This is a genomic window from Maribacter sp. 2-571 (assembly GCF_050589625.1).
GTDB lineage: Bacteria > Bacteroidota > Bacteroidia > Flavobacteriales > Flavobacteriaceae > Pelagihabitans.
On record NZ_JBNGOP010000019.1, the window covers coordinates 1 to 25,260 of the forward strand.

24 protein-coding genes and 1 tRNA gene are annotated in these 25,260 nt (G+C 46.0%); 4 read left to right on the forward strand and 21 right to left on the reverse strand.

What is annotated here, in order from left to right:
• Nucleotides 1-122: 122 nt before the first annotated feature.
• The 15 genes from ACRD7P_RS13840 to ACRD7P_RS13910 all read right to left on the reverse strand — a co-directional run bounded on the left by ACRD7P_RS13840 (nt 123) and on the right by ACRD7P_RS13910 (nt 13,959).
• Nucleotides 123-509 carry a VOC family protein gene (locus ACRD7P_RS13840; protein ID WP_430908227.1) on the reverse strand — a complete coding sequence of 129 codons (387 nt, stop codon included), beginning with the start codon at nt 507-509 and terminating at the stop codon, nt 123-125.
• 34 nt (nt 510-543) lie between these two features.
• On the reverse strand, nt 544-1,002 hold the full coding sequence (locus ACRD7P_RS13845) for a DUF1801 domain-containing protein (RefSeq protein WP_430908228.1): 459 nt from the start codon (nt 1,000-1,002) through the stop codon (nt 544-546).
• Between the two features lie 3 nt (nt 1,003-1,005).
• On the reverse strand, nt 1,006-1,467 hold the full coding sequence (locus ACRD7P_RS13850) for a DUF4199 domain-containing protein (RefSeq protein WP_430908229.1): 462 nt from the start codon (nt 1,465-1,467) through the stop codon (nt 1,006-1,008).
• A gap of 228 nt (nt 1,468-1,695) precedes the next feature.
• Nucleotides 1,696-2,103, reverse strand: a complete 408-nt coding sequence (locus tag ACRD7P_RS13855) for a response regulator transcription factor (protein WP_430908230.1) — start codon at nt 2,101-2,103, stop codon at nt 1,696-1,698.
• Nucleotides 2,104-2,112: 9 nt separating this feature from the next.
• The gene (locus ACRD7P_RS13860) at nt 2,113-3,066 is read right to left on the reverse strand and encodes a 2-hydroxyacid dehydrogenase (RefSeq protein ID WP_430908231.1); all 954 of its coding nucleotides are present in this window, start codon (nt 3,064-3,066) and stop codon (nt 2,113-2,115) included.
• A gap of 8 nt (nt 3,067-3,074) precedes the next feature.
• Nucleotides 3,075-3,440, reverse strand: a complete 366-nt coding sequence (locus tag ACRD7P_RS13865; RefSeq protein WP_430908232.1) for a cupin domain-containing protein — start codon at nt 3,438-3,440, stop codon at nt 3,075-3,077.
• A gap of 102 nt (nt 3,441-3,542) precedes the next feature.
• Complete coding sequence (locus ACRD7P_RS13870; RefSeq protein ID WP_430908233.1) at nt 3,543-4,313, reverse strand: phytanoyl-CoA dioxygenase family protein; 771 nt, start codon at nt 4,311-4,313, stop codon at nt 3,543-3,545.
• A gap of 77 nt (nt 4,314-4,390) precedes the next feature.
• The gene (mgtE, locus tag ACRD7P_RS13875) at nt 4,391-5,743 is read right to left on the reverse strand and encodes a magnesium transporter (protein WP_430908234.1); all 1,353 of its coding nucleotides are present in this window, start codon (nt 5,741-5,743) and stop codon (nt 4,391-4,393) included.
• Nucleotides 5,744-5,876: 133 nt separating this feature from the next.
• The gene (gene rsmA, locus ACRD7P_RS13880; protein ID WP_430908235.1) at nt 5,877-6,749 is read right to left on the reverse strand and encodes a 16S rRNA (adenine(1518)-N(6)/adenine(1519)-N(6))-dimethyltransferase RsmA; all 873 of its coding nucleotides are present in this window, start codon (nt 6,747-6,749) and stop codon (nt 5,877-5,879) included.
• 21 nt (nt 6,750-6,770) lie between these two features.
• Nucleotides 6,771-7,409, reverse strand: a complete 639-nt coding sequence (locus ACRD7P_RS13885) for a DUF4286 family protein (RefSeq protein WP_430908236.1) — start codon at nt 7,407-7,409, stop codon at nt 6,771-6,773.
• Between the two features lie 72 nt (nt 7,410-7,481).
• Nucleotides 7,482-9,269: a tetratricopeptide repeat protein gene (locus ACRD7P_RS13890; RefSeq protein WP_430908237.1), complete on the reverse strand. Its 1,788-nt coding sequence runs from the start codon at nt 9,267-9,269 to the stop codon at nt 7,482-7,484.
• A gap of 467 nt (nt 9,270-9,736) precedes the next feature.
• Nucleotides 9,737-10,342: a DUF6434 domain-containing protein gene (locus tag ACRD7P_RS13895; RefSeq protein ID WP_430908238.1), complete on the reverse strand. Its 606-nt coding sequence runs from the start codon at nt 10,340-10,342 to the stop codon at nt 9,737-9,739.
• A gap of 5 nt (nt 10,343-10,347) precedes the next feature.
• On the reverse strand, nt 10,348-11,619 hold the full coding sequence (gene serS, locus ACRD7P_RS13900; RefSeq protein WP_430908239.1) for a serine--tRNA ligase: 1,272 nt from the start codon (nt 11,617-11,619) through the stop codon (nt 10,348-10,350).
• Nucleotides 11,620-11,680: 61 nt separating this feature from the next.
• Nucleotides 11,681-13,015, reverse strand: coding sequence for an HTTM domain-containing protein (locus ACRD7P_RS13905; RefSeq protein ID WP_430908240.1), 1,335 nt, complete (start codon nt 13,013-13,015; stop codon nt 11,681-11,683).
• A complete protein-coding gene (locus ACRD7P_RS13910) occupies nt 13,012-13,959 on the reverse strand; it encodes a bifunctional riboflavin kinase/FAD synthetase (RefSeq protein ID WP_430908241.1) in 948 nt (315 codons plus the stop codon). Before ACRD7P_RS13910 ends, ACRD7P_RS13905 begins: the two co-directional genes overlap by 4 nt.
• Before the next feature lie 53 nt (nt 13,960-14,012).
• Here ACRD7P_RS13910 and ACRD7P_RS13915 point away from each other — a divergent pair, with 53 nt between their 5' ends.
• Together ACRD7P_RS13915 and ACRD7P_RS13920 are read left to right on the forward strand one after the other, a co-directional pair.
• On the forward strand, nt 14,013-17,771 hold the full coding sequence (locus ACRD7P_RS13915) for a reprolysin-like metallopeptidase (protein ID WP_430908242.1): 3,759 nt from the start codon (nt 14,013-14,015) through the stop codon (nt 17,769-17,771).
• Nucleotides 17,768-18,445 carry a hypothetical protein gene (locus tag ACRD7P_RS13920; protein WP_430908243.1) on the forward strand — a complete coding sequence of 226 codons (678 nt, stop codon included), beginning with the start codon at nt 17,768-17,770 and terminating at the stop codon, nt 18,443-18,445. The genes ACRD7P_RS13915 and ACRD7P_RS13920 overlap by 4 nt, the downstream gene beginning before the upstream one ends.
• A gap of 144 nt (nt 18,446-18,589) precedes the next feature.
• Here ACRD7P_RS13920 and pth read toward each other — a convergent pair whose 3' ends face one another.
• The 3 genes from pth to ACRD7P_RS13935 all read right to left on the reverse strand — a co-directional run bounded on the left by pth (nt 18,590) and on the right by ACRD7P_RS13935 (nt 20,946).
• A complete protein-coding gene (gene pth / locus ACRD7P_RS13925) occupies nt 18,590-19,156 on the reverse strand; it encodes an aminoacyl-tRNA hydrolase (RefSeq protein ID WP_430908244.1) in 567 nt (188 codons plus the stop codon).
• A gap of 159 nt (nt 19,157-19,315) precedes the next feature.
• Complete coding sequence (locus ACRD7P_RS13930) at nt 19,316-19,951, reverse strand: 50S ribosomal protein L25/general stress protein Ctc (RefSeq protein WP_430908245.1); 636 nt, start codon at nt 19,949-19,951, stop codon at nt 19,316-19,318.
• Between the two features lie 53 nt (nt 19,952-20,004).
• Nucleotides 20,005-20,946: a ribose-phosphate pyrophosphokinase gene (locus ACRD7P_RS13935; protein WP_430908246.1), complete on the reverse strand. Its 942-nt coding sequence runs from the start codon at nt 20,944-20,946 to the stop codon at nt 20,005-20,007.
• A 298-nt stretch (nt 20,947-21,244) separates the two neighbouring features.
• On the opposite strand from ACRD7P_RS13935, the gene ACRD7P_RS13940 reads away from it, so the two are divergent.
• Nucleotides 21,245-21,325 (forward strand) — tRNA-Leu (locus tag ACRD7P_RS13940).
• A gap of 278 nt (nt 21,326-21,603) precedes the next feature.
• Nucleotides 21,604-22,809: a lanthionine synthetase C family protein gene (locus ACRD7P_RS13945; RefSeq protein WP_430908247.1), complete on the forward strand. Its 1,206-nt coding sequence runs from the start codon at nt 21,604-21,606 to the stop codon at nt 22,807-22,809.
• Nucleotides 22,810-22,973: 164 nt separating this feature from the next.
• Here the strand turns inward: ACRD7P_RS13945 and ACRD7P_RS13950 are convergent, their stop codons facing one another.
• The 3 genes from ACRD7P_RS13950 to ACRD7P_RS13960 form a co-directional block, all read right to left on the reverse strand.
• Nucleotides 22,974-23,129: a hypothetical protein gene (locus ACRD7P_RS13950; RefSeq protein WP_430908248.1), complete on the reverse strand. Its 156-nt coding sequence runs from the start codon at nt 23,127-23,129 to the stop codon at nt 22,974-22,976.
• A gap of 320 nt (nt 23,130-23,449) precedes the next feature.
• Nucleotides 23,450-24,139, reverse strand: a complete 690-nt coding sequence (locus ACRD7P_RS13955) for a hypothetical protein (protein WP_430908249.1) — start codon at nt 24,137-24,139, stop codon at nt 23,450-23,452.
• Complete coding sequence (locus ACRD7P_RS13960; protein WP_430908295.1) at nt 24,132-25,019, reverse strand: DUF6734 family protein; 888 nt, start codon at nt 25,017-25,019, stop codon at nt 24,132-24,134. The genes ACRD7P_RS13955 and ACRD7P_RS13960 overlap by 8 nt, the downstream gene beginning before the upstream one ends.
• Between the last annotated feature and the right edge of the window lie 241 nt (nt 25,020-25,260).

Sequence of the window (25,260 nt, forward strand, 5' to 3'; positions counted from 1 at the left end):
AAACTCGACGTCATGTTCACGGCCTTTATCTATATCGCCCTGATTTTCGATGCAATTAGTGTTAACACGCCCTAGTAAAGGACAATTCCTTTTAAAGCATTGTGGGCCTGCACCGAGCTAGTTTACTTAAAGGCCGAATCGATCGGTTCCCAAAGTTCCAATTTGTTCCCGTCGGGGTCCAGTATCCATCCAAACTTGCCGTATTCGAAAGTTTCGATTTCCCCTACAACGGTCACTCCTTCTTTTTCCAGGGTCTTTAACAACAGTTCTAAATTCGCTACCCTAAAATTCATCATAAAAGATGATTTGCTGGGTGAAAAGTAGTCGGTTTCCCGGTCCATGGGGCTCCATTGGGTAATGCAATCGTTCCCTTCTGCGTCTTTCCACCAAAAGGTGCAGCCATACCGATCTACCGGAAGTCCCAAATGTGTGCTGTACCATTCCTTTATTTTATCCGGGTTTTCCGTTTTAAAGAAAAATCCGCCTAGGCCCGTTACTCTTTTTTTCATCGCAGTCGTTTTATCTGTTCTAGTACCGTCTGGTCTATTTGTTTTTTACGTTTTTTTCGTATGTCGAGATCCACTGCTTTACCGTAATTTTCTTTGCCAATACTTCCAGTAGCTGATATGGAATATCGTCCATGTACTTGAAGCGGATACAGCTTTTTCCCATATCGAGCTTTCTTTTGCTATGCTTTGGGTATTCCGTTACGAACCAATCGTGTAGGTCCGGATTCGCATATATTCCCGAATGGTAAAGCGCCACAAACTTTTTTTGGGAAGCAATATTTATAAAGGGCAAGGGCTGTTCGGGTTTGCAGTGGTACCCGTCTGGGTAAAGGGAATGGGGTACCACAAAACCTAGCATGCCGTAGCTCATTTGCTCTTCAAAACCTTTGGGGAGGTTTTTTTGGAACAGTGCGCGTAGCTTTTGAAGGGCCTCTTGCCTGTCCGGCGGGGTTTGCGCAATATACGCTTCGGGTGTGTTCGCTTTGTATTGCATGGGTTAGTTTTTTCGTTGTAACAACAGTGCTGAAATTAGGGAAATCACCAAACCGATCAGCATGACCGTTATAAACATGATCATTGCCATAAAGCCGCTTCCGTAATCGGGAATGGGCTCTTGTGAGCCCTGCGCTTTCATGGTTTCTGCGTATTCCTTAAAAAAATCGGGATTTATATATGCGGTATAGATAAAGTCGGCAATGGCAATGCCGGCTGCTGCAAAGGCGGCGATGCCAAGTCCTATGGCGATTCCTTTGCCTATGGAAATATGCCCGTTGTTTTTTTGGTCCCTGTAGTATTTGATGCCAAAGTAAATAAAGGACAACGCTACCACTATAGTGGTATATCCGATAATTTCCTGAACGGTAAAGCTGGCCCCCTTGCCAAAATAGAGTGCCGCCAAAAAGCAAAGTAAAGCGATTCCCCCGCTGTACGTGCCGAATTTTAAAATGGTGTTTTTCATCTGTTTAAAATTTTGTAGTTTGCTGAAAATGAAGAAACTAAAAATTACTGCACATTCAGTAATTCGCATAAACTTATTTTAATCATCTCGGTAAGGTATGCTTAAAAAAGTTTATGCTCATTTCATATTTCAAGTTGTTATGGTTCGGTCAAAACTACCCTTCACAGCAAGAAATACGGTAGTACTAAAGTACCAAATCATCTTTTTTGGGGGAGAATAGGGGAACGGCTAGATGATGTTTTGGCGTTTGGCAATATGTACTGCCTGCGTTCTTCGTTTTGCGTTCAATTTGATCAATATATTCGACACATGGGTTTTAACGGTACTTTCCGATACAAAAAGCTTCTCGGCAATTTCCCGGTTCGATAGGCCCAAGGCTATTTCTTTCAATATCTCATATTCTCGAGCGCTTAAATCGAGCGATGCTGTTGGTCGTTCGGGTACGATGTGCAAAGATGGTTGCCCGTCTTTTGATCTTTCCGTTAGCAGCATGCCCATTATAAAAAAAATAAGCGCTACAGGGCCCAAGACCACTTCAAGGGAAAGGGAGCCATCCGAAACACTATGCTTTCCAAAACGGAGCAGCAGAGCAAGGGCAAAGGACAAGGTTCCGAACCATACGATCGCATTCTTCATGTACTAAAGTTAACAAAATTTTGCTTTGATCTTGTCTACAATGGTCTGCGCCAACTTTTGCTTGCTTTCTACGGTCCACCCCGCAACGTGTGGACTCAAAAGAACGTTTTTGGCTTCAGTGAGGTATTGGAAGGCCTCCGGAAGATTGTTTTCGCCCTTTGTATCCGAGGCGAACATATTTTCAAAGGAGGTTTTTTCATATTCCAATACGTCCAATCCGGCCCCTAGAATTTTTCCCGACCGGAGCGCTTCGACCAAAGTAGCGGTATCGATGCATTTTCCACGGGCGGTATTGAGGATCCAAAAGGGTTTTTGAAAGCTTTCTATGAAGTTCGTGTCGATCATTCCTATGGTCTGTTTCGTTTGTGGTACATGAAGGCTTAGCACATCCGTTTTTTGCTGTAGTTCCAAAACACCGACCTGTCGGGCATTTTCATCGCCTACGCCCCCTAAAATATCATAGCAAAGTATTTCTACATCGAAACCTTGAAGTTTTTTGGCAAAGGCCTTTCCCATATTTCCATACCCGATAATGCCCACGGTTTTCCCGTCGAGCTCTATACCGCGATTCCCTTCGCGATCCCAGGTTCCCGATCGTACTTCCCGATCGGCCTTGTTGAGTTTGTTGAACAAGGACAACAACATGCCCAGGGTGTGCTCCCCAACGGCATTTCGGTTGCCTTCCGGCGCGGCGGCCAAAAACACTCCTTTTGCTTTTGCGTATTTGACGTCGATGTTCTCCAGACCCGCACCGACACGACCGATAAACTTTAAATTGACGGCCTTGTCCAAAAAATCGGCATCGATTCGAAATCGACTTCGAATGATCACCCCATCATAGTTATGGATCACTTTTTCTATTTCTGCTTTTGAACTAGTGTAGTCTTCGTCGTTTTGAAAGCCCAATACGCTGAATTGGGCCGAAAGTAACGAATGGTTGCTGTCGAGATGGAGGACTTTCATGGGCGGGCCTATATTTTTGGGTAATGGGTTTGTGTAAGGGCATGTTGTACACCACCGGTATGGGCGGTATGTAGCTTTTCGAACAGCAAAAGGTGTACTTCTTCCCCGTTTTTGGTCATGGGGTTGTGTTCTACCCCTTTGGGCACCACAATGATTTCTCCTTCTTTCACAATTTCGGTACGGTCGCGAAACTGCATGTATAGCGTTCCTTTCAGTACCTGAAAAAGTTCGTCTTCGTTTTCATGGGCATGCCATACAAAGCTTCCCTGAATCTTTGCCAGGATTACCTGCATGTCGTCAACTACGGCTATCTGATGGGGATGCCACTGTTTGTCGAACGCGGCATGTTTTTCTTTAAGGTTGATGGGTTTCATGGCCATACGATTTTAATGGGCCAAAGATACGATAACCTCAATTTAAACCGCAGTGGAGCATTGGCGAACTTTGACCAAGGAGATGAAACCGTAGTACGTGTACTATTGAGCGGTATTGGAGCGGGAAGCGTGATAGTTCCAGCCGCTTAGCACCAACTTTTCATCGGGATGGTCGATACCCGGTTCGGTAACGTCATCACCGGCGTATAGCTGAATCAATACCGTTTTTCTCGTTTTTTCGGAGACATTGGGCATGGAGCCATGTAAGGTGAAATAATGAAAAAATACGATATCTCCGGGCTCCGCTTCCAGTATGGTAGCGTTCTCCATAGGATATTTTTCAAGAAATTCGGATTTCACCTGTCCGTTACTGTTCGGTATACGGCCCAAACGATGGCTGCCCGGATACACGCGTAGGCATCCCATTTCATTGGTGGCCTCGGTAAGGTGCATAATGCCCGCGAGCATACTGTCCTTTAAAGTGGGGAAATAGCTCCAGTCCTGATGCATCGGAAAAGGGGCGCCCACAGAAGGTGGTTTTTGAAATAGCTTGGTATGGTGCAATACCACGTCCTCTCCGAGGAGGGCATTGGCATAAAATAAAAAGTTTGGATGGAACAGCGCCGACATCCACTGTCCGGAATATTGTTGCACATTATTGGTGTGCAGGATAACGGAATCTTCCGATTTCATTTTTTTCATGGCCTCGGGGTTGGTCCACCGGGCATTGAGCTCGTCACCGGAGCGTACCAGCTGATTGACGATGCGGTCGTAGTCTTCCGCCAAGTTGTTCAAGGGATCTCCCGTAAAAACCCGTTTGGCGTGGTAGTATCCGTGTTCTTCAAAAAAGAGTTTTATTTCGTCGGCATTCATGTTTCCAATGTAAGAATAAGTAGTCTTTTGGGTTAGTAATATTATATCGTTTGATGGTATTATTTTCAAGCGCTAGGTTAAATTCCCAGCACCATTTTAGCGATAAAAAAGTAAATCAAAATACCAAAAATATCATTGCTGGTGGTAATGAACGGCCCGGTGGCGATGGCAGGGTCTATTCCCCTTTTATCGAGGAACAGTGGTACGAACGTACCGATAAAACCTGCTACAACAATTACCGCGATCAACGAAATGGATATGGCCATCGCGGTTAAAAAATTGCCTTTCCACACCCAGGTGAACAGTAACAGTATAAGCGCGAGTATAAGCCCATTGAGCAGGGCCAGCAGCATTTCCTTTACCAGCCGATTGCCGATACTTCCCTTGATATCGTCATTGGCCAGCCCTTGTACGATGATTGCGCTCGATTGTACCCCTACGTTGCCCGCCATTGCGGCGATCAAAGGGGTGAACAGGAACAACACGGTGTATTCCCGAAACATTTCTTCAAAGCCGCCCATGATCATTGCGGCGCCCGCACCTCCAAAAAGCCCCAAAATCAGCCAAGGCAAACGCGCACGAGTAAGGTCCCAAATGCTGTCATCGGCCTCTACATCCTGAGAGATACCCGCTGCCAATTGGTAATCCTTGTCGGCTTCTTCCTTAATGACATCTACGATATCATCAATGGTAATACGGCCCACAAGGCGCCCGATCTCATCGATTACCGGAATGGCCTCCAAGTCGTATTTGCTCATTATTTTGGCCACCTCCTCTGGTTTTTCATGAACGCTTACCGAATCTACTTTAGGAATATAGATGTCGGCAATTTGGGTCTTGGTCGCGGTGGTCAACAAATCTTTTAAGGAAAGGCGTCCCTTTAGCTTTTCTTCTTTGTCCACCACATATATCGAGTGTACCCGGGTCACGTTTTCGGCCTGTAGCCGCATTTCTTTAACGCATTTGAGTACGTCCCAGTCTTCTTTGACCTTTACCAATTCTTTTGCCATAAGGCCCCCTGCCGAATTCTCATCGTATCGCAACAGCTCTACAATATCCTTGGCATGTTCACGGTCCCCAATTTCGGAGATGACCTCTTGGATGATTTCCTTGGGGAGTTCGGCGATAATATCGGCGGCGTCGTCCGTATCGAGTTCCTCCAGTTCCTCCGCAATTTCCTTGGTGGACAGGTTGCTTAAAATGGCTTCCCGTACATCCTCGTCCAACTCCGTAAGGATATCGGAAGTTTTATCGCTATCGAGCAGCTTGATCAAATAGGTAGCCTCATCTTCGTTGAGCTCGTTAATGATCTCCGCTACATCGGCAAAGTGCAAGTCCTCCAAAAGAACCTGAAGCTCCTGATCTTTTTGGTTTTCGATGAGCGCTTCGATTTCCGTAATTAGCGCTTCGGTAAGTTTAAAGGGTGTCATACGGCCGTTACGATGAATTTTAACATCTGCCGCAAAGCTAAAGAAAAAGGTTTAGAATGGAGGGGCCGTTTGCGTTTCCACTTCGGAAAAACGCAAGTGCCGTCAAGGCTATTTTATTTTTGAGGAACCGGTATCAATCCTTCATGTCGGTTTCTATTTTTTGGGTCAACGCCAAAAAATCGGAGACCTTAAGTTGTTCGGGGCGTTTGTCGAAAATGGGGTCGGCCCGCAAGGTTTCGGAAAGGTCGAACGCCTTTAAACTATTGCGCATCGTTTTTCTACGTTGGTTAAAAGCGGCCTTGACCACCCTAAAGAACAGTTTTTCGTTACAGCCCAAGGACTGCCCTTCTTTTCTTTTTAACCGGATTACACCGGACTGTACCTTGGGCGGGGGATCAAAAACCTGCGGGTGTACCGTAAAAAGATACTCGGCATCGTAAAAGGCCTGTACCAGTACCGAAAGGATGCCATAGGTTTTACTGCCCTCTTTTTCACATATTCGTTTGGCGACCTCTTTTTGGAACATTCCCGAAAACTCGGGAACACGATCGCGTACTTCCAAGAGTTTGAAAACAATTTGGGTAGATATGTTGTAGGGAAAGTTGCCGGTGATGGCAAACGGTTCCCCATTGAATAGGGTACCGAGGTCGTACTTTAAAAAATCGGCCTCCAATACGGTGAACGAACCTTGCTTGGCCAATACCTTTGGGTGTTCCAAGGGAAAGCTATGGTTCAGGTAAATGATCGATTCCGCATCGAGGTCCATGGCTACCAACTCCAGGTCGCGCAGTAACAGGTATTTGGTAAGCACCCCGGTTCCCGGACCTATTTCGATAACGTTGCGATAGGGATCAAGTGAAAGCGTTTCGGCTATTTGTTGCGCAATGGCCTCGTCCTTTAAAAAGTGCTGTCCCAAGTGCTTTTTTGCCTTTACGGGACGTTGCTCACCTCCGTTTCTAGCGTTTTTCTTCTCAAAACGGGACGGATATTTTTTCTTTTTGGACATGTATCGGTTTAAAATTGGGAATCAGTGATCCTTGCTTACATACACCCATGCCTTTCTTCCAGAGGCCAGTGTTACGGTAATACGTTCATACAGATTGCCTTCATAGGAGTCCGCAAGCCGTAATTCGTTTTCGGTCAACGGATACACCTCGCCAACAACATGGTCTTCCCCGTTTTTTGACGGAACAATGTTGGGGTAGGTATCGGCAACCTGTTCGGCCTTAAGGGCATAGGAAAAAAGGGTGTCGGAGGTATGCATCAGGGTTTTTGAAAAAACCGCTTGTTGTATCGTTTTGTCCCTCAAGGTGCCGTAGGCGAACAACAGTTGTGTGGATGTCTCTTTTGCGACATCTTTCTCGCTGATGACTTCCAGTTCTGTTCGGAACGATACAAATTTTCCAGGGAAAAGCTGGTGGGCCTCGTCGCGAAGCTTCGGTGCGTCTTCTTTATAGTAGCGCTCCAAGGTTTCCCGGTCCTGAACGGTAAATTGTACCGAATAGGTATGGCCGCCCATTTCCTCGGTGACCAGCACCTTTGCCAGTTTTGCATTTAGGAATTTCCCCGTTGCCAGTACGTCGGGAATGTGGGTCTCTTTCATCCATTGGAGCCATTGCTCGTGAACGATCTGTTCAATATTGGTGGTTACGTTATAAATGAGCATTGTTTATCGGTGTATGGGAAAAGCGGTGCGTAGCACCATCGTTTTTATGGATTTTTGTGCCGGGATCTTGGATCAGTTAACGGGGTCGCCCCTTAGTTTTCTGAAGTTTTTCCGTGCCTGCGGAAAGTAATAACTATCTTGATACCTATAGATGATCTTTTCGTATTGCGCCTTTGCTTTTTCCGGGGCGTTCAGTTTGGTTCGATAAAGTTCCCCTAGGGCAAAGTGGGCGTCATCGGCCAATATGCCGTTGGGATAGAATTCGATAATTTTAAGGTAGTTGAATTCGGCCGCTGTATAGTCCTTCAATTGCTCCAACAACTGCCCCTGTTGGAACAGGGCATCGTCCTCTATTTTTTCGCCCTTGTGTTCTTTTAAAATAATATCCAACGTATCTATCGCCGCCCGGGTTCTGTTTTGATAACCTAGCAAGTCGGCACGCGCATATTTTTTAAGGGCGGTCTGTGTGGAATCTTCCAAGGAGTTGTCGGAGATAAGAAGGCTCAACTGCATGGCATCATTGGCGATCAATTGGGAGGTGGACCCTCGTAATACTTTAAGTTGGGTAAGTGCCCAATCGAAATCGCCCTTGTAAAAGCTGGTCTGGGCCACTTTGTACCGGGCTTCTTGGCCCAGCATATCGTTTTTTAACCCTTTTTGCGTCTGTGAAAAATAGATCAGGGCCTCGTTGAACCGTTGGTCGTATACCAATATGTCGCCAAGGGCAAGTTTGATGTATGCTTTTCCCCTGGGGTTCAAAGGCAGTTCCAAACTGTTTTTTAGGATGCGGACAGCGGGATCGGGGTCGTTCTTCTCAAAAGTAAGAAAGTTGGCATAGGCCACCTGTAATTGCAAGGTGCCGTTGTCGTAACCGTATTGTTCCATCAACTCCTCGAAACGTGCTTCTACCGTGTCCAGCGTTTTGGCATCCGCTGTCCGTAATTGCAATGTAATCAATTGCAATTGAGCGTTCAAAAGGTTGTTGGGATTGTTGTTGTTTTTGATTATATATTCAAAAACCTCGCGGGCCAAATCGTTTTCATTTTCCTCCATCGCAAGTTTTCCAAGGTTTTCCAAACGTTGTACGGAACTCGATTCGGATCGGCGGTAAATGGCCTTTTCTTGGCGGAAAGCACTGCCGAACTGCTTTTGTTGTACAAAAAGCCAACTGAGCAACTCGTTCCACAACACATCCGGATTGCGTTGGGCATTCTCAAGTAATATCTTTTTCAGTTTAAGATTGTTCCCGTTTTCGGGGTCTTCCGATATAAAGTCGTCAATACTGCGCAATACATTGGATTTGGAGGTTTTGCCCTCGCTGATCAATTTTAGGTAGGCGCCGTACATTTTTTCCACGTCGCCCTTTTCACCGTATAGTTTCGCCAGTTGGTAATTGTAGTCGAGGTTGGGGTTCAATTCCATGGCTTTGGAATAGGCCGACAACGCTTGGTCCAAAAGGGCATATTTCTGAAAACGGAGCCCTATGGCATAGCCGTAACTCGGTTTTTTTTCAATTTGTGCTAGGGCCTTACGGTAGTTTTTTAAGGCTTCTTCTTGTTGGTCCTGTAGCGTGTGGTTGTATCCCAGCTCTACGTAAAAAGTGGGGTTGGCATATGGTTTTCCCAGTTGTTGCAGCAAATACCCCTCGGCATCCCCATAGCGTTCCAATTGCTGGTAGCAAGCGATCAACCCTTCCCCATAATCGGTACGTCTAGGGTTTTGGCGCACCAATTTTTCGTAAAAGACCACCGCTTTTTCAAAACTTCCGTCGTTAAAGTATTGTTTGGCAAGAAAGTCGTCTTGCGCGCTAAGCGCGCCGACCGAAACAAAACAGCAAAGGGAAAGAAGGAAATGTTTCATGTGCGTTACCAAAGGTAATTAAGTTGGCATACAATCGTTATCAATAAACTCTTAAACCTGAAATTTATTTGATAAATCGGGGGAATTGGGGCTATGGGACGAAAAGACGTAACCCGGGTAGGACGAAAGGAAAATTGGGAATAGCTTTTAGCGTTTTGGTCAGTGGTTTTATGTGGTGGATTTTGTTGCAAGAGGTTGTTTTTCTATCCAATAAAAAGGTGCAACTCATGATTTTGAATTTTTGGCTTTTATGGGATAACTAGCGTTGTAAATCCATGTGTTTTTGTTTTTCGAACGCGATTTGTCGGGATTGATGAATAATCCAAGCCAAAAGTTCTCCTTTCCTAAGGTATGAATCACTTCAGTACTTTGCTAGTATGAGGTTATTTAAGCCTTGGTTAACCATGAACCCTATGATGTAATCTAAGCAGGTAACCAATAAAATAGAGAACACCTACCTTGAACGGCTAGGTTTCCCCAACAAGCTCCAGATCTGAGATTTCATACACTACAAATCCGGTTTCCGTGGGGAGCGTTTTTTTTATTTTCCAATGGTGTAGCGCATCCTTAAAGCGTTTTTCGGGGTTGTCGGCCAAAAAGTCGCGTACGTATTGTGCCAGCATATTGTTTGCCGCAATGGCCCTTTTAAAATCGGGATTCTTTTTACGGTCCTCCAATTCGTGCCAGATCATTACGGCATCTTCCAATGTTTTGCCCGTATTTGCCTTTACCCAATCCATAAAATCGGAATGGCACGAAAATCGTTTTCCGACATGCGATTTCATAAAATTCCTGAAGTTGGGGCCAAAACTGACCGAGTCGGTAATTTTGGTATCCAGGGAAAGAGAGGCGCGGGCCCAGTTAAAGGTCGATTTTTTTACCTTTTTAGGGGCTTTGGGCAAGGGCTCGTTCGGGTGGTCCAGCGCAAAAATAATACGGTCGCGCAGTTCAAATTTTCGTCCATTACCGGGAATGTTCGCCTGTTTGCAAATGGCGACCAACTCCTCCTTGAGCCAGTACCATCGGTTGAATTCGGCCCCTGTGCGGATGTCTTCAAATGGAGGACGTTCCATAAATACTACCCAATTGTATCGAAACCACAGTAGGGGACCAATACCTCCGGAATATTGATGCCGTCGGCAGTTTGGTAGTTTTCCAGGATGCCGGCCAATACTCTTGGCAGGGCCAGTGCGCTTCCGTTGAGCGTATGTGCCAGACGGCTTTTTCCATCGGAATCTTTATATCGCAATTTCAAACGGTTGGCCTGGTAGGTTTCAAAATTGGAAACGGAACTGATTTCCAACCAACGGTCCTGTGCCGTGGAAAACACCTCAAAATCATAGGTAAGTGCCGCGGTAAAACCGAGGTCTCCCCCGCAGAGGCGCAATATCCTAAAGGGAAGTTGCAGTTCCCTTAAAATGGTTTTAATATGTTCGACCATACCGTCCAAAGCGTTATAGGATTCGCTCGGGTGCTCCACACGAACGATTTCTACCTTATCAAATTGGTGTAGGCGGTTCAAACCGCGTACATGTGCCCCGTAGCTGCCCGCTTCCCTTCTAAAACAAGGGGTATATGCGGTATAACATATGGGAAAGTCGTTTTCGGCAACTAGTTCGTTCCGCATCAGGTTGGTAACGGGTACTTCGGCCGTTGGGATGAGGTACAGGTCGTCTTCCCCAACATGGTACATTTGCCCCTCCTTGTCCGGTAATTGCCCGGTGCCAAGGCCCGAAGCCTCGTTTACCAAATGGGGCACCTGCATTTCGGTATAGCCGGCAGCACTATTTTTATCGAGAAAGTAAGAGATCAATGCTCGTTGTAACCGGGCTCCCTTTCCTTTGTACACGGGAAATCCCGCTCCGGTAATTTTTACACCGAGCTCAAAATCGATGATATCGTATTTTTTTGCCAGCTCCCAATGGGGGAGGGCATCCGCGTTCAAGGTCGGTATGGCCCCTTCTTGGAAGATTTCTTCATTGTCCGCTTCGGTAACTCCGGCAGGTACGGAGCTATGGGGAACGTTGGGTATTTGATAGAGTGCTTTCTGTAATGCTTCGGCAGAGGTGTTCAAGGTGTCCGTCAAGGTTTTGGACTCCTCTTTTAGCGCGGTGGTCCGTTCCTTTAAAACGTTCGCTTCCTGTGCCTTGCCGGTCTTGAACAGTTGTCCTATTTCTTTGGAGAGCTTGTTCGCGTTTGCCAAGGTGGCGTCAAGTTGGGTCTGTGTAGCCCTTCGTTGCTCATCAAGTTGGGCAACGGTGTCCAACAATGCCGTGGCATCGATACCCCTTTTGTTCAACGCAGCGATCAACGCTTCTTTGTTCTCCCGAATCGCCTGTAATTGTAGCATCTCTTTTATTTTAGGATGCAAATTTAATCTTAATTATACAGGCTACCAATCCAGAGTCGAATCAATTTTCGGTCGTATCCGCTTCGGACGAGGGTAAAATAAAAGCATTGTGGTGGAGATGCGACCAGGGAACCGCGGCAAGATCTACGGTCGGGTCAATAAACGGCCTGTACGGTTTTCCGTTAACGCTTACTTTGGAACCGATAGCATATACGGAAACGGCGATGCCTTTTTCGGCGTAGATGGCCTTTAATTTCTGGGCGAACTGCCAAATGAAATCCGGATAGGACCCAAGCCGTCGGCGTTGTTTTGCGGTAAGGTATTTTGAAGCGTCGATATACTCTTTCTTCTGGGTGTCCTTGTGCACAACTTGAAACTGGATGCGTCCCGCCCTACTGCGGAGCATCATACGCCAACTCAAACGATGCCCTTCTTCCGTCCATAGCACATCGTCCGGTATCAGATGGTGGCGTAGCGGAAGGGCGATCTGAACCAGAAAATAGATGCCCAAAACCAAGAGCAAAGGTCTGTTGTATGCCGGGGATAGCTCCGGTGCGTCGCTGTAATGGGGTTTCTTTTTAAAAAAGAGGTTGTTGATGGTTTTGGTGTCGAAAAAGAAAACGGTGAAAGCTAGCGACAAATAGGGGAAAATTCCGATCTGAAAAACAATAGAATTAAAAAGATGGAAAAAAATAGAGGCAATGAACGCCGGTTTACGGGTGGGTTTCCATAACAGTGCCGGAATGATCAAAAGATCGAAGAGGATTCCAAAAACACCGATGATCTTATGGATCCAGGGAAGTTGCAATACCGATCCGATAATGGGATACCCTGCCTTTCCCTGCATAAGAATTTTTACAATTCCAAAATCGACCCAATCGCCGTACATTTTTGCGATGGCGGCATAGGTGTAAACGATAAATAGCTGTAGTACTATGGACCATTTTATCCAACCGGGCATGCTGATGGTACGGATGTTGGGATTTCGTTTGACATCAAGGGAGAAATAACGGTTTGCCGGAAAAACGGCCATACACCCCGAAATTAGGACCAAAAGGTAGTAATGGTTGTTGTACGAGGTCTTTTGCATCAGGTACGCCCCGGTCCAAAGCAAGGTAAAGGCGATGGCACAAAAGCGGTACCGGTACCCTAGGGCAATGCCCACGCCCAAGGTGCCCATAATCGCAAAATAGACGTACATTCCAACTCCTGGCAAGGGCTGTAACCATTCAAAGCCAATAAAATTAAAGGTGAACTCGGGCTCCACAAGGGTACGGCGTACCCATCCCGTTACGATGGCGCCGTAACACTCCAAGGCGCAAAGGATGCCGAAAAATACCCTAAAAATGATGAGTGGGGAATTATCGATCCTTCCAAAGAGCAAACGGCGTATCATTTTTCGGAGAGTATCTTAAGGGAAACCAGTCGGTCCTGCTGCAATTGTTTTTGGAGCGCTTCCACCGATTCGAACTTGTGTTCGTCCCGTAGGCGTTTTACCACTTGTATTTGCAATTTTTGGCCATATAAATCGCGATCAAAATCAAAAAAGTGGATCTCGATCCGTTTTTGGAGCGGCCGATTTTCCTCTTCCTCCGATACGGTAGGATTGTGCCCAATGTTCATCATACCATGTACCGTAATGCCATTAATGCTGCTGTGTACAAGATAAACGCCATTTTTGGGAACCAGTTTATAGGTTTCATCCAAATGCAGGTTCGCCGTAGGAAACGCCAATTGTCGCCCCAATCCCTTTCCTTTTTTTATACTGCCGCTGAGCATATAATCATATCCCAGAAAGGTATTTGCCGTAACGATGTCACCATCCAAAAGGGCTTTGCGAATTTTGGTGGAACTTACCGAAACGGCATCGATTTCTTGGGCGGGAATTTCGGCTACCTCAAAATCCAGTGTCGCGCCAAAGGTTTTGAGGTCATCGATGTTCGCGGTGCGGTTTCTTCCGAAACGATGGTCGTAACCGATGATTATTTTTTTAGTGCGCAATTGGTTTACGAGAACATCCCTTACAAAACTTGTAGCCGATAATCGGGAAAAATCCTTTGTAAACGGATGGATGACCAATTGATCTAATCCCATTTCCTCCAAAATCCTGGATTTCTCTGAAATGGTGTTCAGTAGTTTGATATCGCTATCTTTCTGCAACACCATTCTTGGGTGTGGAAAGAAGGTCAGTACGGTCGATCGAAGTCCTTTTTCCTTTGCTTCCGCAATCAATCGCTCCAAAATGGTGCGGTGCCCGATGTGTACGCCGTCAAAGGTGCCGATCGTAATGGCCGTGGGGTGCTTTTCGTCGTATTTTGTAATGCCTTGGACTGTTTTCACGTAGCGGTTGATCAGAAAAAAACGTATCTTCGGTATTTGGTAAAACCCCGTAGATGGCCGCTAAATTACGTCTTGTTTTTTCATTTTCCATATTATTTTTATCCTTTTACGGATTCGCACAGCAGAAGTACTGGACGCCCACATCTGCGAACGGTAGACAGGCGAAGAAGCTTGTCAGCAGGCTGCAGGTAAAGGGAGGCCGCTATTTCTCCTTGGACCGCCAAGCATTTCGGTCCGAATTGGATATTCTTACAAAAGATACGTCTGGTTCCACCATTCTTTATTTTCCCGACGAGGCGGGAAAATTGGTAGCGTTCCGTGTTTCGGAGCATTCGATAATGGCTCCAGAACTTGCACAAAAATATCCTGAGGTCCGTTCTTATCGGGGCTATTCCTTAACCAACAAAGCGGACCGTATTCGATTCAGTATTTCACACAAGGGATTGCAGGGAATGACGACCTACGCGGACGAACGCGCACCAACCTTTATCCAAAAAAGCGGTGATGACCGCTATTTGGCGTATGCCCGGGATTCCTATTCCCGTGCGGATATCGATTTTGTTTGTGACACTAAAGCAAAGGTACATCGCAATGAAAGGGCCTCGGCCTTACGCCCGGTCGATGGGCAGGTCTTGCGGGAATATCGATTGGCCGTATCGGCTACCGGGGAATATACCGAGTATCATGGAGGAAGCGTTTCGGATGCCTTGGCCGCTATAAATGCCACAGTAACGCGGATTAATGCGCTTTTTGAAACCGATCTGGCGGTACGTTTGGTTTTGGTGGGCAATACCGATTCCGTTATCTATACCGATCCGGATACCGACCCGTATACCGGAAATTTGAACAATCAGGCCCAGAGTACCCTTACCCGCGAAATCGGGGAGGCCAATTATGATATCGGCCATTTGTTCAATAATGATCAAAACAATGGAAACGCCGGTTTCATAGGAGCGATATGCGAAGATGGTTCCAAGGGAAGTGCCTTCTCCTCGGGAACTACGCCCGAAGGGGACATTTTTGATCTGGATTTTGTCGCCCATGAAATTGGACACCAATTGGGGGCCAACCACACCTGGTCCTTTGAGTCGGAGGGCACACAGGTGCAGGCAGAACCGGGAAGCGGTACTACGATTATGGGCTATGCGGGAATAACGGGGAGTGACAATGTCGCCCTAAACAGCGACGATTATTTCCATTATAATAGTATCGTCCAAATTATTGAAAACTTGGAAACGAAAAGTTGTGGACAATCGATTCCTTTGACCAACACGCCTCCGGTAATTGCCCCACTATCGGATTATACCATACCAAAAGGGACCGCATTTGTGCTGACCGGGGAGGCAACGGATGCCGATGCCGGTGATGTGCTTACATATACTTGGGAACAAATAGACGATGGGGTGGTCACCCAGGGAACGTTCGGTCCTTTGAACCCCAGCGGTGCAAACTTTAGATCGTTACCACCGAGCACCGACCCGACACGTTATTTTCCCAACCTTTCTCGGGTGCTGGCCGGACAATTGACCGAGACGACACCAAACTTTAACGATGATTGGGAGACGGTTTCGGAAGTAGAACGCGAAATGAATTTTGCCCTTACCGTGCGCGACAATGCCACCGGAGGAGGACAGGTAGGTACGGCGCTCAGCGCTATCCAAGTTATTAACGGCGCCGGACCCTTTTTAGTTACCTCACAGGAAAGTTCCGATGCGGTTACCGCCGGTGATGTAATGACGGTTACTTGGGATGTGGCCAATACCGATACCGCACCCGTAAACGTCAGCAGCGTAGACCTTTTGCTTTCCACGGATGGCGGAACTACTTTTTTACCGCTCGCCGAAGGTGTGCCGAACGATGGTAGCCATGAGGTAGTGGTGCCCGGTTTACCGACGACGGCGGCCCGGATCATGGTAAAGGCCCAAGGGAATATTTTTTACGCGGTAAATGCGGTCGATTTTGAAATTGTAAGCGCCCCGGTCGTTCTTGCTTTTGAAACACTTTCCTATGAAGTGTGCCAAGGTGACGACCTTAGTTTCGTATTCGACTATCAGACCTTCGACGGTTTTTCGGCGGAATCGACCTTTAGTGCTACCGTACCAGCGGGAGCCAACGTCGTTTTTTCTCCGGCCACGGCCACGGCGAACAATACCGAGGTCACCGTAACGGTATCCAATACAAACAATGTGGCGGTAGGCGCCTACGAAATCGTTGTTTCGGGTACCGCAACGGGAAATGTAAAAGAGGTCCCTTTGGCGCTCGGCGTTTTCGATGATGGCTTTGAGGCCGTTACCTTACAATCACCGGCGGATGGCGCGGAGGAGGTGACCTCCGTTCAAGAGCTGCAATGGGAAGGGAATGGCGGCTACACCGCCTATGATATAGAAATAGCAACGGATGTGGCCTTTGCCAATATTACGGAAACCGCTACGGTAACGGATAATGCCTATCTGCCCTTAGCTTTGGAGAACGACCAACAGTATTTTTGGCGTGTACGGCCAAAAAATGTTTGCGGGGAAGGTGCTTTCGGAACTGCTTTTGGTTTCCGTACAATCCCGTTCAATTGTATTACAAAAGCGAGTAGGGACGGTGAATTGCAAATTTCGAGTACGGGTACACCGACGATTACTTCTACCATATCCTTTTTTGAAAACCTTCCGGTGGCCGACATCGATGTTATTTTGGATGTGGACCATACTTTCTTGTCCGATTTGGTCATTACGTTGACTTCCCCTTCGGGAACTTCGGTGACCATGGTATCCAATTCCTGTGGAGACCTTAAGAATATCGATGCCATTTTTGATAATGATGCGGAGCCATTTCAATGTGACGGCACTCCTGCGATTTCCGGGCGCGTAAGACCGCTAGGGGGGTTGGGCAGTTTTAACGGGGAATCTATTTTTGGGGATTGGGTACTGACCGTAACCGATACGGCCCCGGCCGACGGTGGTTTTTTAAGGTCGTTTTCCATGGATGTGTGCGTGGAAGGGGAGTTTAGTCCCGATGCCGATAACGACGGTATTTTTGATGACGACGATCTTTGCCCCGATACCCCTGACGGTCAGGAGGTCGATGTCACCGGTTGTCCTGTTTTTAGGCTCGGTAACGACTCATTACAGATCTCAGTTATCAGCGAAACATGTCGAGCCAACAATGACGGAGAGATCATAATAGTACCGGATACCGAACTGGACTATTCCGTAAGTGTTGAAGGAAACGGCGTTTCAATAGCGGATACCTTTACTACGGTCTTTCGTGCCGGAAGTTTGGATGCCGGCACCTATACCGTTTGTGTTCTTGCGGCCGATGGCGATATTACGTATGAAGAGGCCTGTTCCGAAGTAGTGGTGACCGAACCGGAGGCACTGAGCGTATCGGCAACATTGGCCATGGACAACAGCGCGGTCATCTTAAATTTTGAAGGGGCGGATAGTTATGAAGTGTCATTGAACGGTGTGGTAAGGGTAGTAACTGAAGAAACCATACGTTTGGATTTGCAAAAAGGCGTCAATACGGTAAAGGTAAACACTGGCTTGTCGTGCCAAGGTAGTTATGAAGAGCGGTTTTACTTGTTCGATGGTTTGGCGGTCTATCCCAATCCGTTCGTCGATAGGGTGACCGTAAATGTGGCTGATGCTGGAATTTTTACTATGGAAGTGTATTCCTTGAACGGTAAGTTGGTACTCAGCGATTCCAAAACGATTCCCGGTACGGAAGCGGTACTGGATGTTTCGGGGCTGGCTTCGGGAACGTATTTTTTAAAGGTTTTTGGGGAGTCCCAGAACGAAACGGTTAAACTGATCAAGCAATGAGGTTTTTAGGTGCGATACTAGTATTGGGGATGTTTATCATCGGGTGCAAAAAGGATCCTGGACCTCCTGTAGCGGCCCTTTTGGTTGCCCCTGCCAGGAATCAAGAATGTACCCCGATAACCTCTGAAAGTAATGGTGAAAACGTGGTGCGGTTCGTTTGGGAGGCCAGTGCGAACACCGATACCTACCAACTAAGGGTGACCAATTTGGAAACCAATGCCGTGGAGACGCGTACCATACCTGAAAATAGTGCTACGGTCACCATAGCACAGGCTGCGCCTTTTTCCTGGTCGGTAACCTCTCGTAACGGAGCGGTTTCCGAAACGGCAAAAAGTGATACATGGTTTTTTTACAGCCCCGGGGCCTTAACCAGTTTTGCTCCGTTCCCTGCCGAGATAATCGCCCCTCCGCCTGGTGGACAGGTAATCCGGAACGGTAATGGAGAAGTAAGCCTACAATGGTCCGGACGCGATTTGGACGACGATATCGAAAGATATGAGGTGTATTTATCGACCTCCGATTCCGAACAGGAACTCATCGCTTCGCCAACGGCAGTTACTAGCAGTTTTAGCGTTGCCGTGGAAGAAGATGTTTTATATTATTGGCGCATCGTTACCAAGGACAGGGAAGGGAATACTTCCGATACCGGAGTGTTGAGCTTTAAAGCGCTATAAAAGCTGCTTTAATGCCAATGGGCCATTTTAAGGAGCAATTGGGTGTAGTATCGAAAATCGAAAACCGTCTTCTTAAAGTTTTCGACAGTGTTTTAAATGGACCTTATCGTTAGTGGCAGTTTGGTTCCCGCAATTATCTTTAGGCTATGTGCCATTGAATTGGTTCATGGTAATCGCCGTCCCCGACAATACGAAGGAGTGTACCATTTGAACGCTTTTTTCCAAACGTTCCTTTAAATCCACTTGCTCTTGGTCGCTCCATTTCCCCAGTACGTAGTCTACCTGGCGTCCCTTTCCAAAATTGGCCCCGACACCAAAACGCAATCTGTTGTATTTTGAACTTTGTAGCAGTTGTTGAATATCTTTTAAACCGTTGTGGCCACCGTCGCTCCCTTTGGTCTTCATACGCAATGTGCCAAAAGGGAGGTGAATGTCGTCCGTTATCACCAACACATTTTCAAAGGGAATCTTTTCTTTTTCCATCCAATATTTTAACGCCTTACCGCTCCGGTTCATATAGGTGGATGGCTTTAGGCACAGTACGCTTCTTCCTTTGATCTTGAATTGCCCGACATCGCCAAGTTTGGCGGTGGTAAAGGTAAAATCGTTCGCCTGTTGTAGTGCATCCAGAATTGTAAAGCCAATGTTGTGGCGTGTATCAACATATTCGGTTCCGATATTGCCGAGGCCTACGATCAAAAACTTTTTCATGGAGTCGGTTTGGTTAAGAAGTGTTGCTTTTGATTTAAAAAGTGTTCTAAGGGTGGGCCACATAGGGTAAGGATGAACGGGTTAAAAATACAAAAGCATCCCGAAACCCGAAAAGGTTCGGGCAGGGATGCAATTTTGTAAAAGGTTTTGGTCGCGAGGCTATTCTTGGGCTTCGCTTTCCGCAGCCGGAGCTTCCGCTCCCTCTGCACCTTCTTCTCCTTCTTCTTCTTCATCGTCGGTGGCGATCGCAGTACGTGCAGTTTTAACTTGTACAACTACCGTGGTATCCGGATGTAAAATAGTAAAATCGTCATTGATCAAACTGGCAACGGAAATATTTTGTCCAATTTTCAATTTGGAGATATCAACGTCAAAGAAATCCGGTAACTTGTCCGGAAGGGCCTTAATGGCCAGTTTTCGTTTTCTGAACAACAATCGCCCACCGTTTCGTACTCCGGGGGAGTTTCCGGCCAAAACTACCGGAATGTTCATGGTTACCGCTTTGTCCGGGAACAATTGATAGAAATCGATGTGTAAAATCTTGTCGGTAACGGGGTGAAACTGAATGTCCTGCATTACGGCATTCACTTTGGTCCCGTTTTCGAGTTCAACCACAACAGTGTGTGCGTTGGGGGTATACACCAAATCCCTAAAACTTAGTTCGTTCGCTGAAAAGTGTATTGGTTTATCCCCTCCGTATACCACGCAAGGAACCTGTCCAGCATTACGTAGTGCTTTCGCTGCTTTTTTGCCTACGCTTTCTCTTTCTGATCCTTTAATTGTAATTGACTTCATTATAGCTATTAAGTATTAATATTCTTGAATTTGGTACTTCGCGCAATGGGAAGCTACATTAAAAATTTTGATGCGATCGATGTATTGTGATGTACGCGTTGCATAACATCGGCAAAAAGGTCGGCACAACTAAGCACCTTTACCTTGTCATTTTCCGTATGTATCGGGATACTATCGGTTACGATCAATTCCGACAACTGTGACTGTCTGATTTTTTCATAGGCATTGCCCGAAAGCAACCCGTGGGTTGTAATGGCCCTTACGCTCAAAGCTCCGCGCTCCATCATCAGATCGGCGGCCTTGGCAAGCGTTCCGGCGGTATCTACCATATCGTCGACCAAGACAACGTTTTTGCCCTGAACGTCCCCTATCAGCTCCATATGCGAAATCACATTGGCTTTGGCGCGCTGCTTGTAGCAGATCACCACATCGCTTTCCAAGGCTTTGGAGTAGGCATAGGCCCTTTTGGAACCTCCCATATCCGGAGAAGCTATGGTTAAATTATCCATATTTAGCGACTTCAAATAGGGAAGAAATAGGGTGGATGCGAACAGATGGTCGACCGGTTTTTCGAAAAACCCTTGAATTTGGTCTGCATGCAGGTCCATGGTAATAATACGCGTTGCTCCCGCCGCCTCTAGCATTTTGGCAATTAATTTCGCCGCTATGGGTACACGGGGTTTGTCCTTTCGATCTTGTCTGGCCCATCCAAAATATGGGATTACGGCAGTTATGTGCCGGGCAGATGCCCTTTTTGCTGCATCCAACATGAGCAACATTTCCATTAAGTTCTCCGAACTTGGATGCGTGGAACCAATAATAAAGATTCGGGCACCGCGTACGGACTCCTCAAAGGAAGGTTGAAATTCCCCATCACTGTACCTTGAAATATGCACATTGCCCAAGTCGGTTCCGTAAGATTTGGCAATCTTCTCGGCCAAGGCCCTACTGTCGGTACAGGCAAAAATCTTGGGTTCCGGTACTTGATATGGCATAGTACAATTGTTATTGGTCCAAAAACGGGCCTATTCGTTTGGGAACTGCCTGTTTTCTAAGGAGGTGCAAATTTAAAAATTAATTTCTGTTGCTAAAGGATAATTGTTGTTATTTTTATTCTTTAAACAAAAATATTTTTTAGCTTTGCAGTCCGAAATAAAAATCGTCGAGTAGCAATCCCGAACGCTCGTGAGTTAAATGCTCGGTTAAAAATAGTGAAGTATCATTATGACCGAGTGGCGGCCCTGAAGTAACGGGAGGTAGACGCTCGGTCAAATATAATTGAAACACCATAATGCTCGAGTGGCGGAACTGGTAGACGCGCTGGATTCAAAATCCAGTTCCTTTGGAGTGTGGGTTCGATTCCCACCTCGAGTACTTTTAAAACCCTGATACGGATTGTGTCAGGGTTTTTTTATGGAATGCACTATAACTTTTTGAACGGAGTTCTTACCGGTATCAGGTAAACGGATCGGATGGATTCCTAGGAAATTTGACGGTTACCGGCAAGAATGTAATCAATAGGCGTAGCTTTAAAGTTCTCATAGTGAAGCTTTATACAGGAAAGCCTTCAAATAAAAACATCGAATCCATCAGTTTTCGCTATCTTTTGTAAGCCCTAACGCACATTCGATTTGGGTGCTTAAATAAAATTGATGAAGGAAACACTGGAACCCCAACTTGTACGGATAGCGGAAATCATTAAGGACGATTATTCCAAATCGGAGCACATCGGTCTGCTTTCGGGCCGTTCTGGCCTGGCGCTGTTCCAATTTTATTGCGCAAAGTATTTTGATGACGATTCCTATGCCGAGGTCGGTGTTGAAATACTGTCGTCCATTACCGAAAGTATCGACAACGGATATTCCTATGCTACCTATTGTAATGGTATAGCAGGGTTTTGTTGGACAGTGCAGCATTTGGTCGAGCATGATTTTATCGATTTGGACGTAAAGGAGCTGTTGGACCCTTTCGATTCGTTCTTGTTTTCCCAACAAGAGTTTGAACTGAACAATGGAAACTACGATTTTCTACATGGGGCGATGGGGTATGCGTTTTACTTTCTAAGCCGATACCTCGGCAGTTCCGATAATGAAAGTCGCGAGAAGTATGAAACCTTTTTGGAAAGCTTTGTTCTCCGCATGGAGGAAATGGCGATACCGGACGGCCCGGATTTCAAATGGGAATCGGTATTGGACGAGGAAAAAGGAGATAAGGTCTTTAATTTGGGACTGTCGCATGGTATGAGCAGTATTGTGTACTTTTTTTGTCGCTTGTACGATGCAAGTATTTTACGGGACAAACTAACACCGTTGATCAACGGGGCCATAGGGTATATATTGCGTTTTGAGAACAAAGGAGAAACGGGATTTTCCTTGTTTCCAAATTGGATCGTGCCGGGGAGTCCGCCGGAGCATCACAGCCGATTGGCTTGGTGCTATGGTGATATCGGAATTGCAATAGCCTTGGGTACGGTCGGTAGAACGTTTGGAAAACCGGATTTAGAAACGAAATCCGAAGAAATTCTACTACATTCCGCCAAACGGGTACGCGTGGAGGAAACTATTGTTGTAGATGCCGGTTTTTGCCACGGTTCTTACGGAAATGCCCATATGTTCGAAAGTTTCGCAGCCCGTTTTAAAAACGATCGCTTTAAGGAAATTGCGGAGTTTTGGTTAACGGACGGCATCGATAAACATACCGGAGATGCTCTAGAGCCGTACCGGCAGTATAATCATATGCGCGATAGTTGGGCATTCGATATTGATGTGCTCGAAGGAGTTGCAGGTATCGGACTCTGCATGATCGATTACCTGTCCGAGGAAAACAATACGTGGGATGAATGTCTGATGCTACGCTAAGCTTTTTTTCGGGATTTGATTGGTATGGAAGCGTTTAGGGGGATTAAGGAGCTTCCAATTTGTTTAGGATTGTTGTAATCAAAAATAAAATAGCGATACCAACAGAAAAAGGCCATGGATGTCCATAGCCTTTTTCAATTGAATTCATCTTTAAAAGATGCCGTTCAATAGCAGCAACCGGCATTTCCGATCCTACTACCACAACTCAATGAAGCTGTTCCACCGCCATTGCATCCGCAAGCCGTAGGGTAACTGCCTCCCAATATTTTTTGTTGTGCGGCGCTACTTAATTCGCTTACCGTCTTTTTCTTCAAACTCAAACCTACTTTTTTCTTTTTTTCATGACTTCAAGATTTAAAAGGTTAACATTCATTTTACCTCTTGAAATTACGAATTACATACGCGAATAAAGTAAAGTAAATCTTACTTTTTTATTAAATTCTTACAGATTATGTTAAGTTGATGTGAAAATCGAAGCAATATGTTTTAAACCCGCTTTATGCATTAGAAAATCTATTACAGCTTCCAGCTACTTCAAAATATGGTGCTGCGGTACATTCATAAAATGTCATATTTTATCGCAGCTAAAAGCTTCATTACGAAGTTCTAATGCATAATCCGGGTTAAAAGAGAACCTCTGCTAGGTACCCACGATCAGCATATGAAATAGCAGTGCTTGAAGCAGCAGATCGGTAAGGGTGTCTAGTTGCTGTGCTTCGTCAGTAGTTTCAGGAGAAAATTGCTCCTTAAAGAAATGCATGGCCGAACCGATGGTTATTGGCCGTTCAAAATGATATAACAGAAAATTTTGATATTCACTTAGGGGTATCTCCAAAACGTTGCTCTGTAAGATCGAATCATAACTCCCCGTTTTTATAAGGGCAAAATAATAGTCGCCTTCCCCTGATTCTAAAATAGCTTGAAAATGTACTGCGGCGTTTCCCTTTGGGTCGATATCCCAATTCCTGTCGGATTCGTACGTTTTTATATTGGGGTTGACCACAAATGTTTGGTCCATTAGTGTTCTGATCGGTCGGCTCAGCCATTGTTCCCTTTTTTGAAGAAGTGTGGTTTCAAGAGCGAACAGTGCCGAAACTTGCTGTTGGTCTCCCTTGAGGATATCTTTTTCCTTTTCGATGGCGTAGATTTCCAAAAGTGCCTTTCTTTGGTTTTCGACCGGGACAAGCTGTTCCAACGCCGAGGTGTGGAGGCCGTCTACGGAACGTGATGGATTTTGCGCCCGCAGTATCGGAATTGCCTTTTCCGGCTCCAATCCCAAGAAGGACAGTAGCTGTATCGTTCTTCTATATGTAATGGCCGTGTCAGGCATTTGTGTTATTTATAAAACGGATGACGTTTTCGTAGTATTCCGGGTACTCCGTACGCAATTGCAACTCCAATTCTCTACAGCGATCAAACCTTGTTTTTGCGCTCCCAAATAGATGCACATATTTACGTGTACCGTACTTCCTCATAAAGTCGGTCAGTTGCTGGAGTTGTGGCGTACCTTCATCAATATAGTGCGCGACCTCAATGTCTTTTGCCCTGGCCATAACACTGAACAATAGTTGCTCGTAAATGAGGGCATAACTAGAGCCGACCAAAGAAGGGGTTATTTTGGATCTGTTGCTGTCGATAAAGGAAAATGCCCTATCGGCATATTCTTTGAAAAAGGCGGTGTTCCTTCCCCCGATAATACCCGCGTTGGTGGCCCTTATCCGGCCTTGAAGGCTAAGGTCGGCAGTAATTTCGCCCGGTACGCCGATGCCATTATTTTTTAAATGCCCGAGCGCAAAGTCATAGTGTCCCTCTTCCCCATCTACATGCTGCCCTACAAGTTGTGCCTTTTCCAAATGAGCATCAAAGCGTTCCCAAATGTATACGTCGCCATCGACATGTATAAAAGGATCATTTTGTATGGAATAGGTGTAGAGCTTACCGATTGCCCACAGTTTTTTGGGATAATGGTTTAGCTGATCTAGTACTACTTTTACTTCGGTATAGGGAAGTTGTAGTGCATCGATGAGTATCGCTTTTCCCTTTTTATCGGTAACCAGTTCAATGGCACCATATACCTTTTTAAAGGTCAGGCAGCTTAGCGCCCAGCTCATATAATGGTATTTCCGTTGGCGCCAACCCGCTAGTGATTGTACTACCTCTTCTTGGGAAAGGGCCAGCGGTTTGGACCAAAAACTGTGTACTATTTTAATGACTAAAAGGTATTTGAATTACGCAAGGGGATGTAAGATTATCCATAGTTCCGCTACATTTGTTTCAAATGTAGCTCCTAAAGTGATCAAACGGCCAATAGGTTGGACGTTATTTCAAGTTTCTAGCTTTTCAGCCCACATTGTACTCAACAACATCACAAAACAATTGTCTTTCAGTTGTCCAAAAGTGATTTTTATCGCTTTTGGACAACTCGGTGCAATAATGATGAAATGGGTTCAA

Coding starts and splice junctions, on each gene's coding strand:
- ACRD7P_RS13840 (WP_430908227.1), bottom strand. CDS start 509: ATGAAAAAAAGAGTAACGGGCCTAGGCGGATTTTTCTTTAAAACGGAA.
- ACRD7P_RS13845 (WP_430908228.1), bottom strand. CDS start 1,002: ATGCAATACAAAGCGAACACACCCGAAGCGTATATTGCGCAAACCCCG.
- ACRD7P_RS13850 (WP_430908229.1), bottom strand. CDS start 1,467: ATGAAAAACACCATTTTAAAATTCGGCACGTACAGCGGGGGAATCGCT.
- ACRD7P_RS13855 (WP_430908230.1), bottom strand. CDS start 2,103: ATGAAGAATGCGATCGTATGGTTCGGAACCTTGTCCTTTGCCCTTGCT.
- ACRD7P_RS13860 (WP_430908231.1), bottom strand. CDS start 3,066: ATGAAAGTCCTCCATCTCGACAGCAACCATTCGTTACTTTCGGCCCAA.
- ACRD7P_RS13865 (WP_430908232.1), bottom strand. CDS start 3,440: ATGAAACCCATCAACCTTAAAGAAAAACATGCCGCGTTCGACAAACAG.
- ACRD7P_RS13870 (WP_430908233.1), bottom strand. CDS start 4,313: ATGAATGCCGACGAAATAAAACTCTTTTTTGAAGAACACGGATACTAC.
- mgtE (WP_430908234.1), bottom strand. CDS start 5,743: ATGACACCCTTTAAACTTACCGAAGCGCTAATTACGGAAATCGAAGCG.
- rsmA (WP_430908235.1), bottom strand. CDS start 6,749: ATGTCCAAAAAGAAAAAATATCCGTCCCGTTTTGAGAAGAAAAACGCT.
- ACRD7P_RS13885 (WP_430908236.1), bottom strand. CDS start 7,409: ATGCTCATTTATAACGTAACCACCAATATTGAACAGATCGTTCACGAG.
- ACRD7P_RS13890 (WP_430908237.1), bottom strand. CDS start 9,269: ATGAAACATTTCCTTCTTTCCCTTTGCTGTTTTGTTTCGGTCGGCGCG.
- ACRD7P_RS13895 (WP_430908238.1), bottom strand. CDS start 10,342: ATGGAACGTCCTCCATTTGAAGACATCCGCACAGGGGCCGAATTCAAC.
- serS (WP_430908239.1), bottom strand. CDS start 11,619: ATGCTACAATTACAGGCGATTCGGGAGAACAAAGAAGCGTTGATCGCT.
- ACRD7P_RS13905 (WP_430908240.1), bottom strand. CDS start 13,015: ATGATACGCCGTTTGCTCTTTGGAAGGATCGATAATTCCCCACTCATC.
- ACRD7P_RS13915 (WP_430908242.1), top strand. CDS start 14,013: ATGGCCGCTAAATTACGTCTTGTTTTTTCATTTTCCATATTATTTTTA.
- ACRD7P_RS13920 (WP_430908243.1), top strand. CDS start 17,768: ATGAGGTTTTTAGGTGCGATACTAGTATTGGGGATGTTTATCATCGGG.
- pth (WP_430908244.1), bottom strand. CDS start 19,156: ATGAAAAAGTTTTTGATCGTAGGCCTCGGCAATATCGGAACCGAATAT.
- ACRD7P_RS13930 (WP_430908245.1), bottom strand. CDS start 19,951: ATGAAGTCAATTACAATTAAAGGATCAGAAAGAGAAAGCGTAGGCAAA.
- ACRD7P_RS13935 (WP_430908246.1), bottom strand. CDS start 20,946: ATGCCATATCAAGTACCGGAACCCAAGATTTTTGCCTGTACCGACAGT.
- ACRD7P_RS13945 (WP_430908247.1), top strand. CDS start 21,604: ATGAAGGAAACACTGGAACCCCAACTTGTACGGATAGCGGAAATCATT.
- ACRD7P_RS13955 (WP_430908249.1), bottom strand. CDS start 24,139: ATGCCTGACACGGCCATTACATATAGAAGAACGATACAGCTACTGTCC.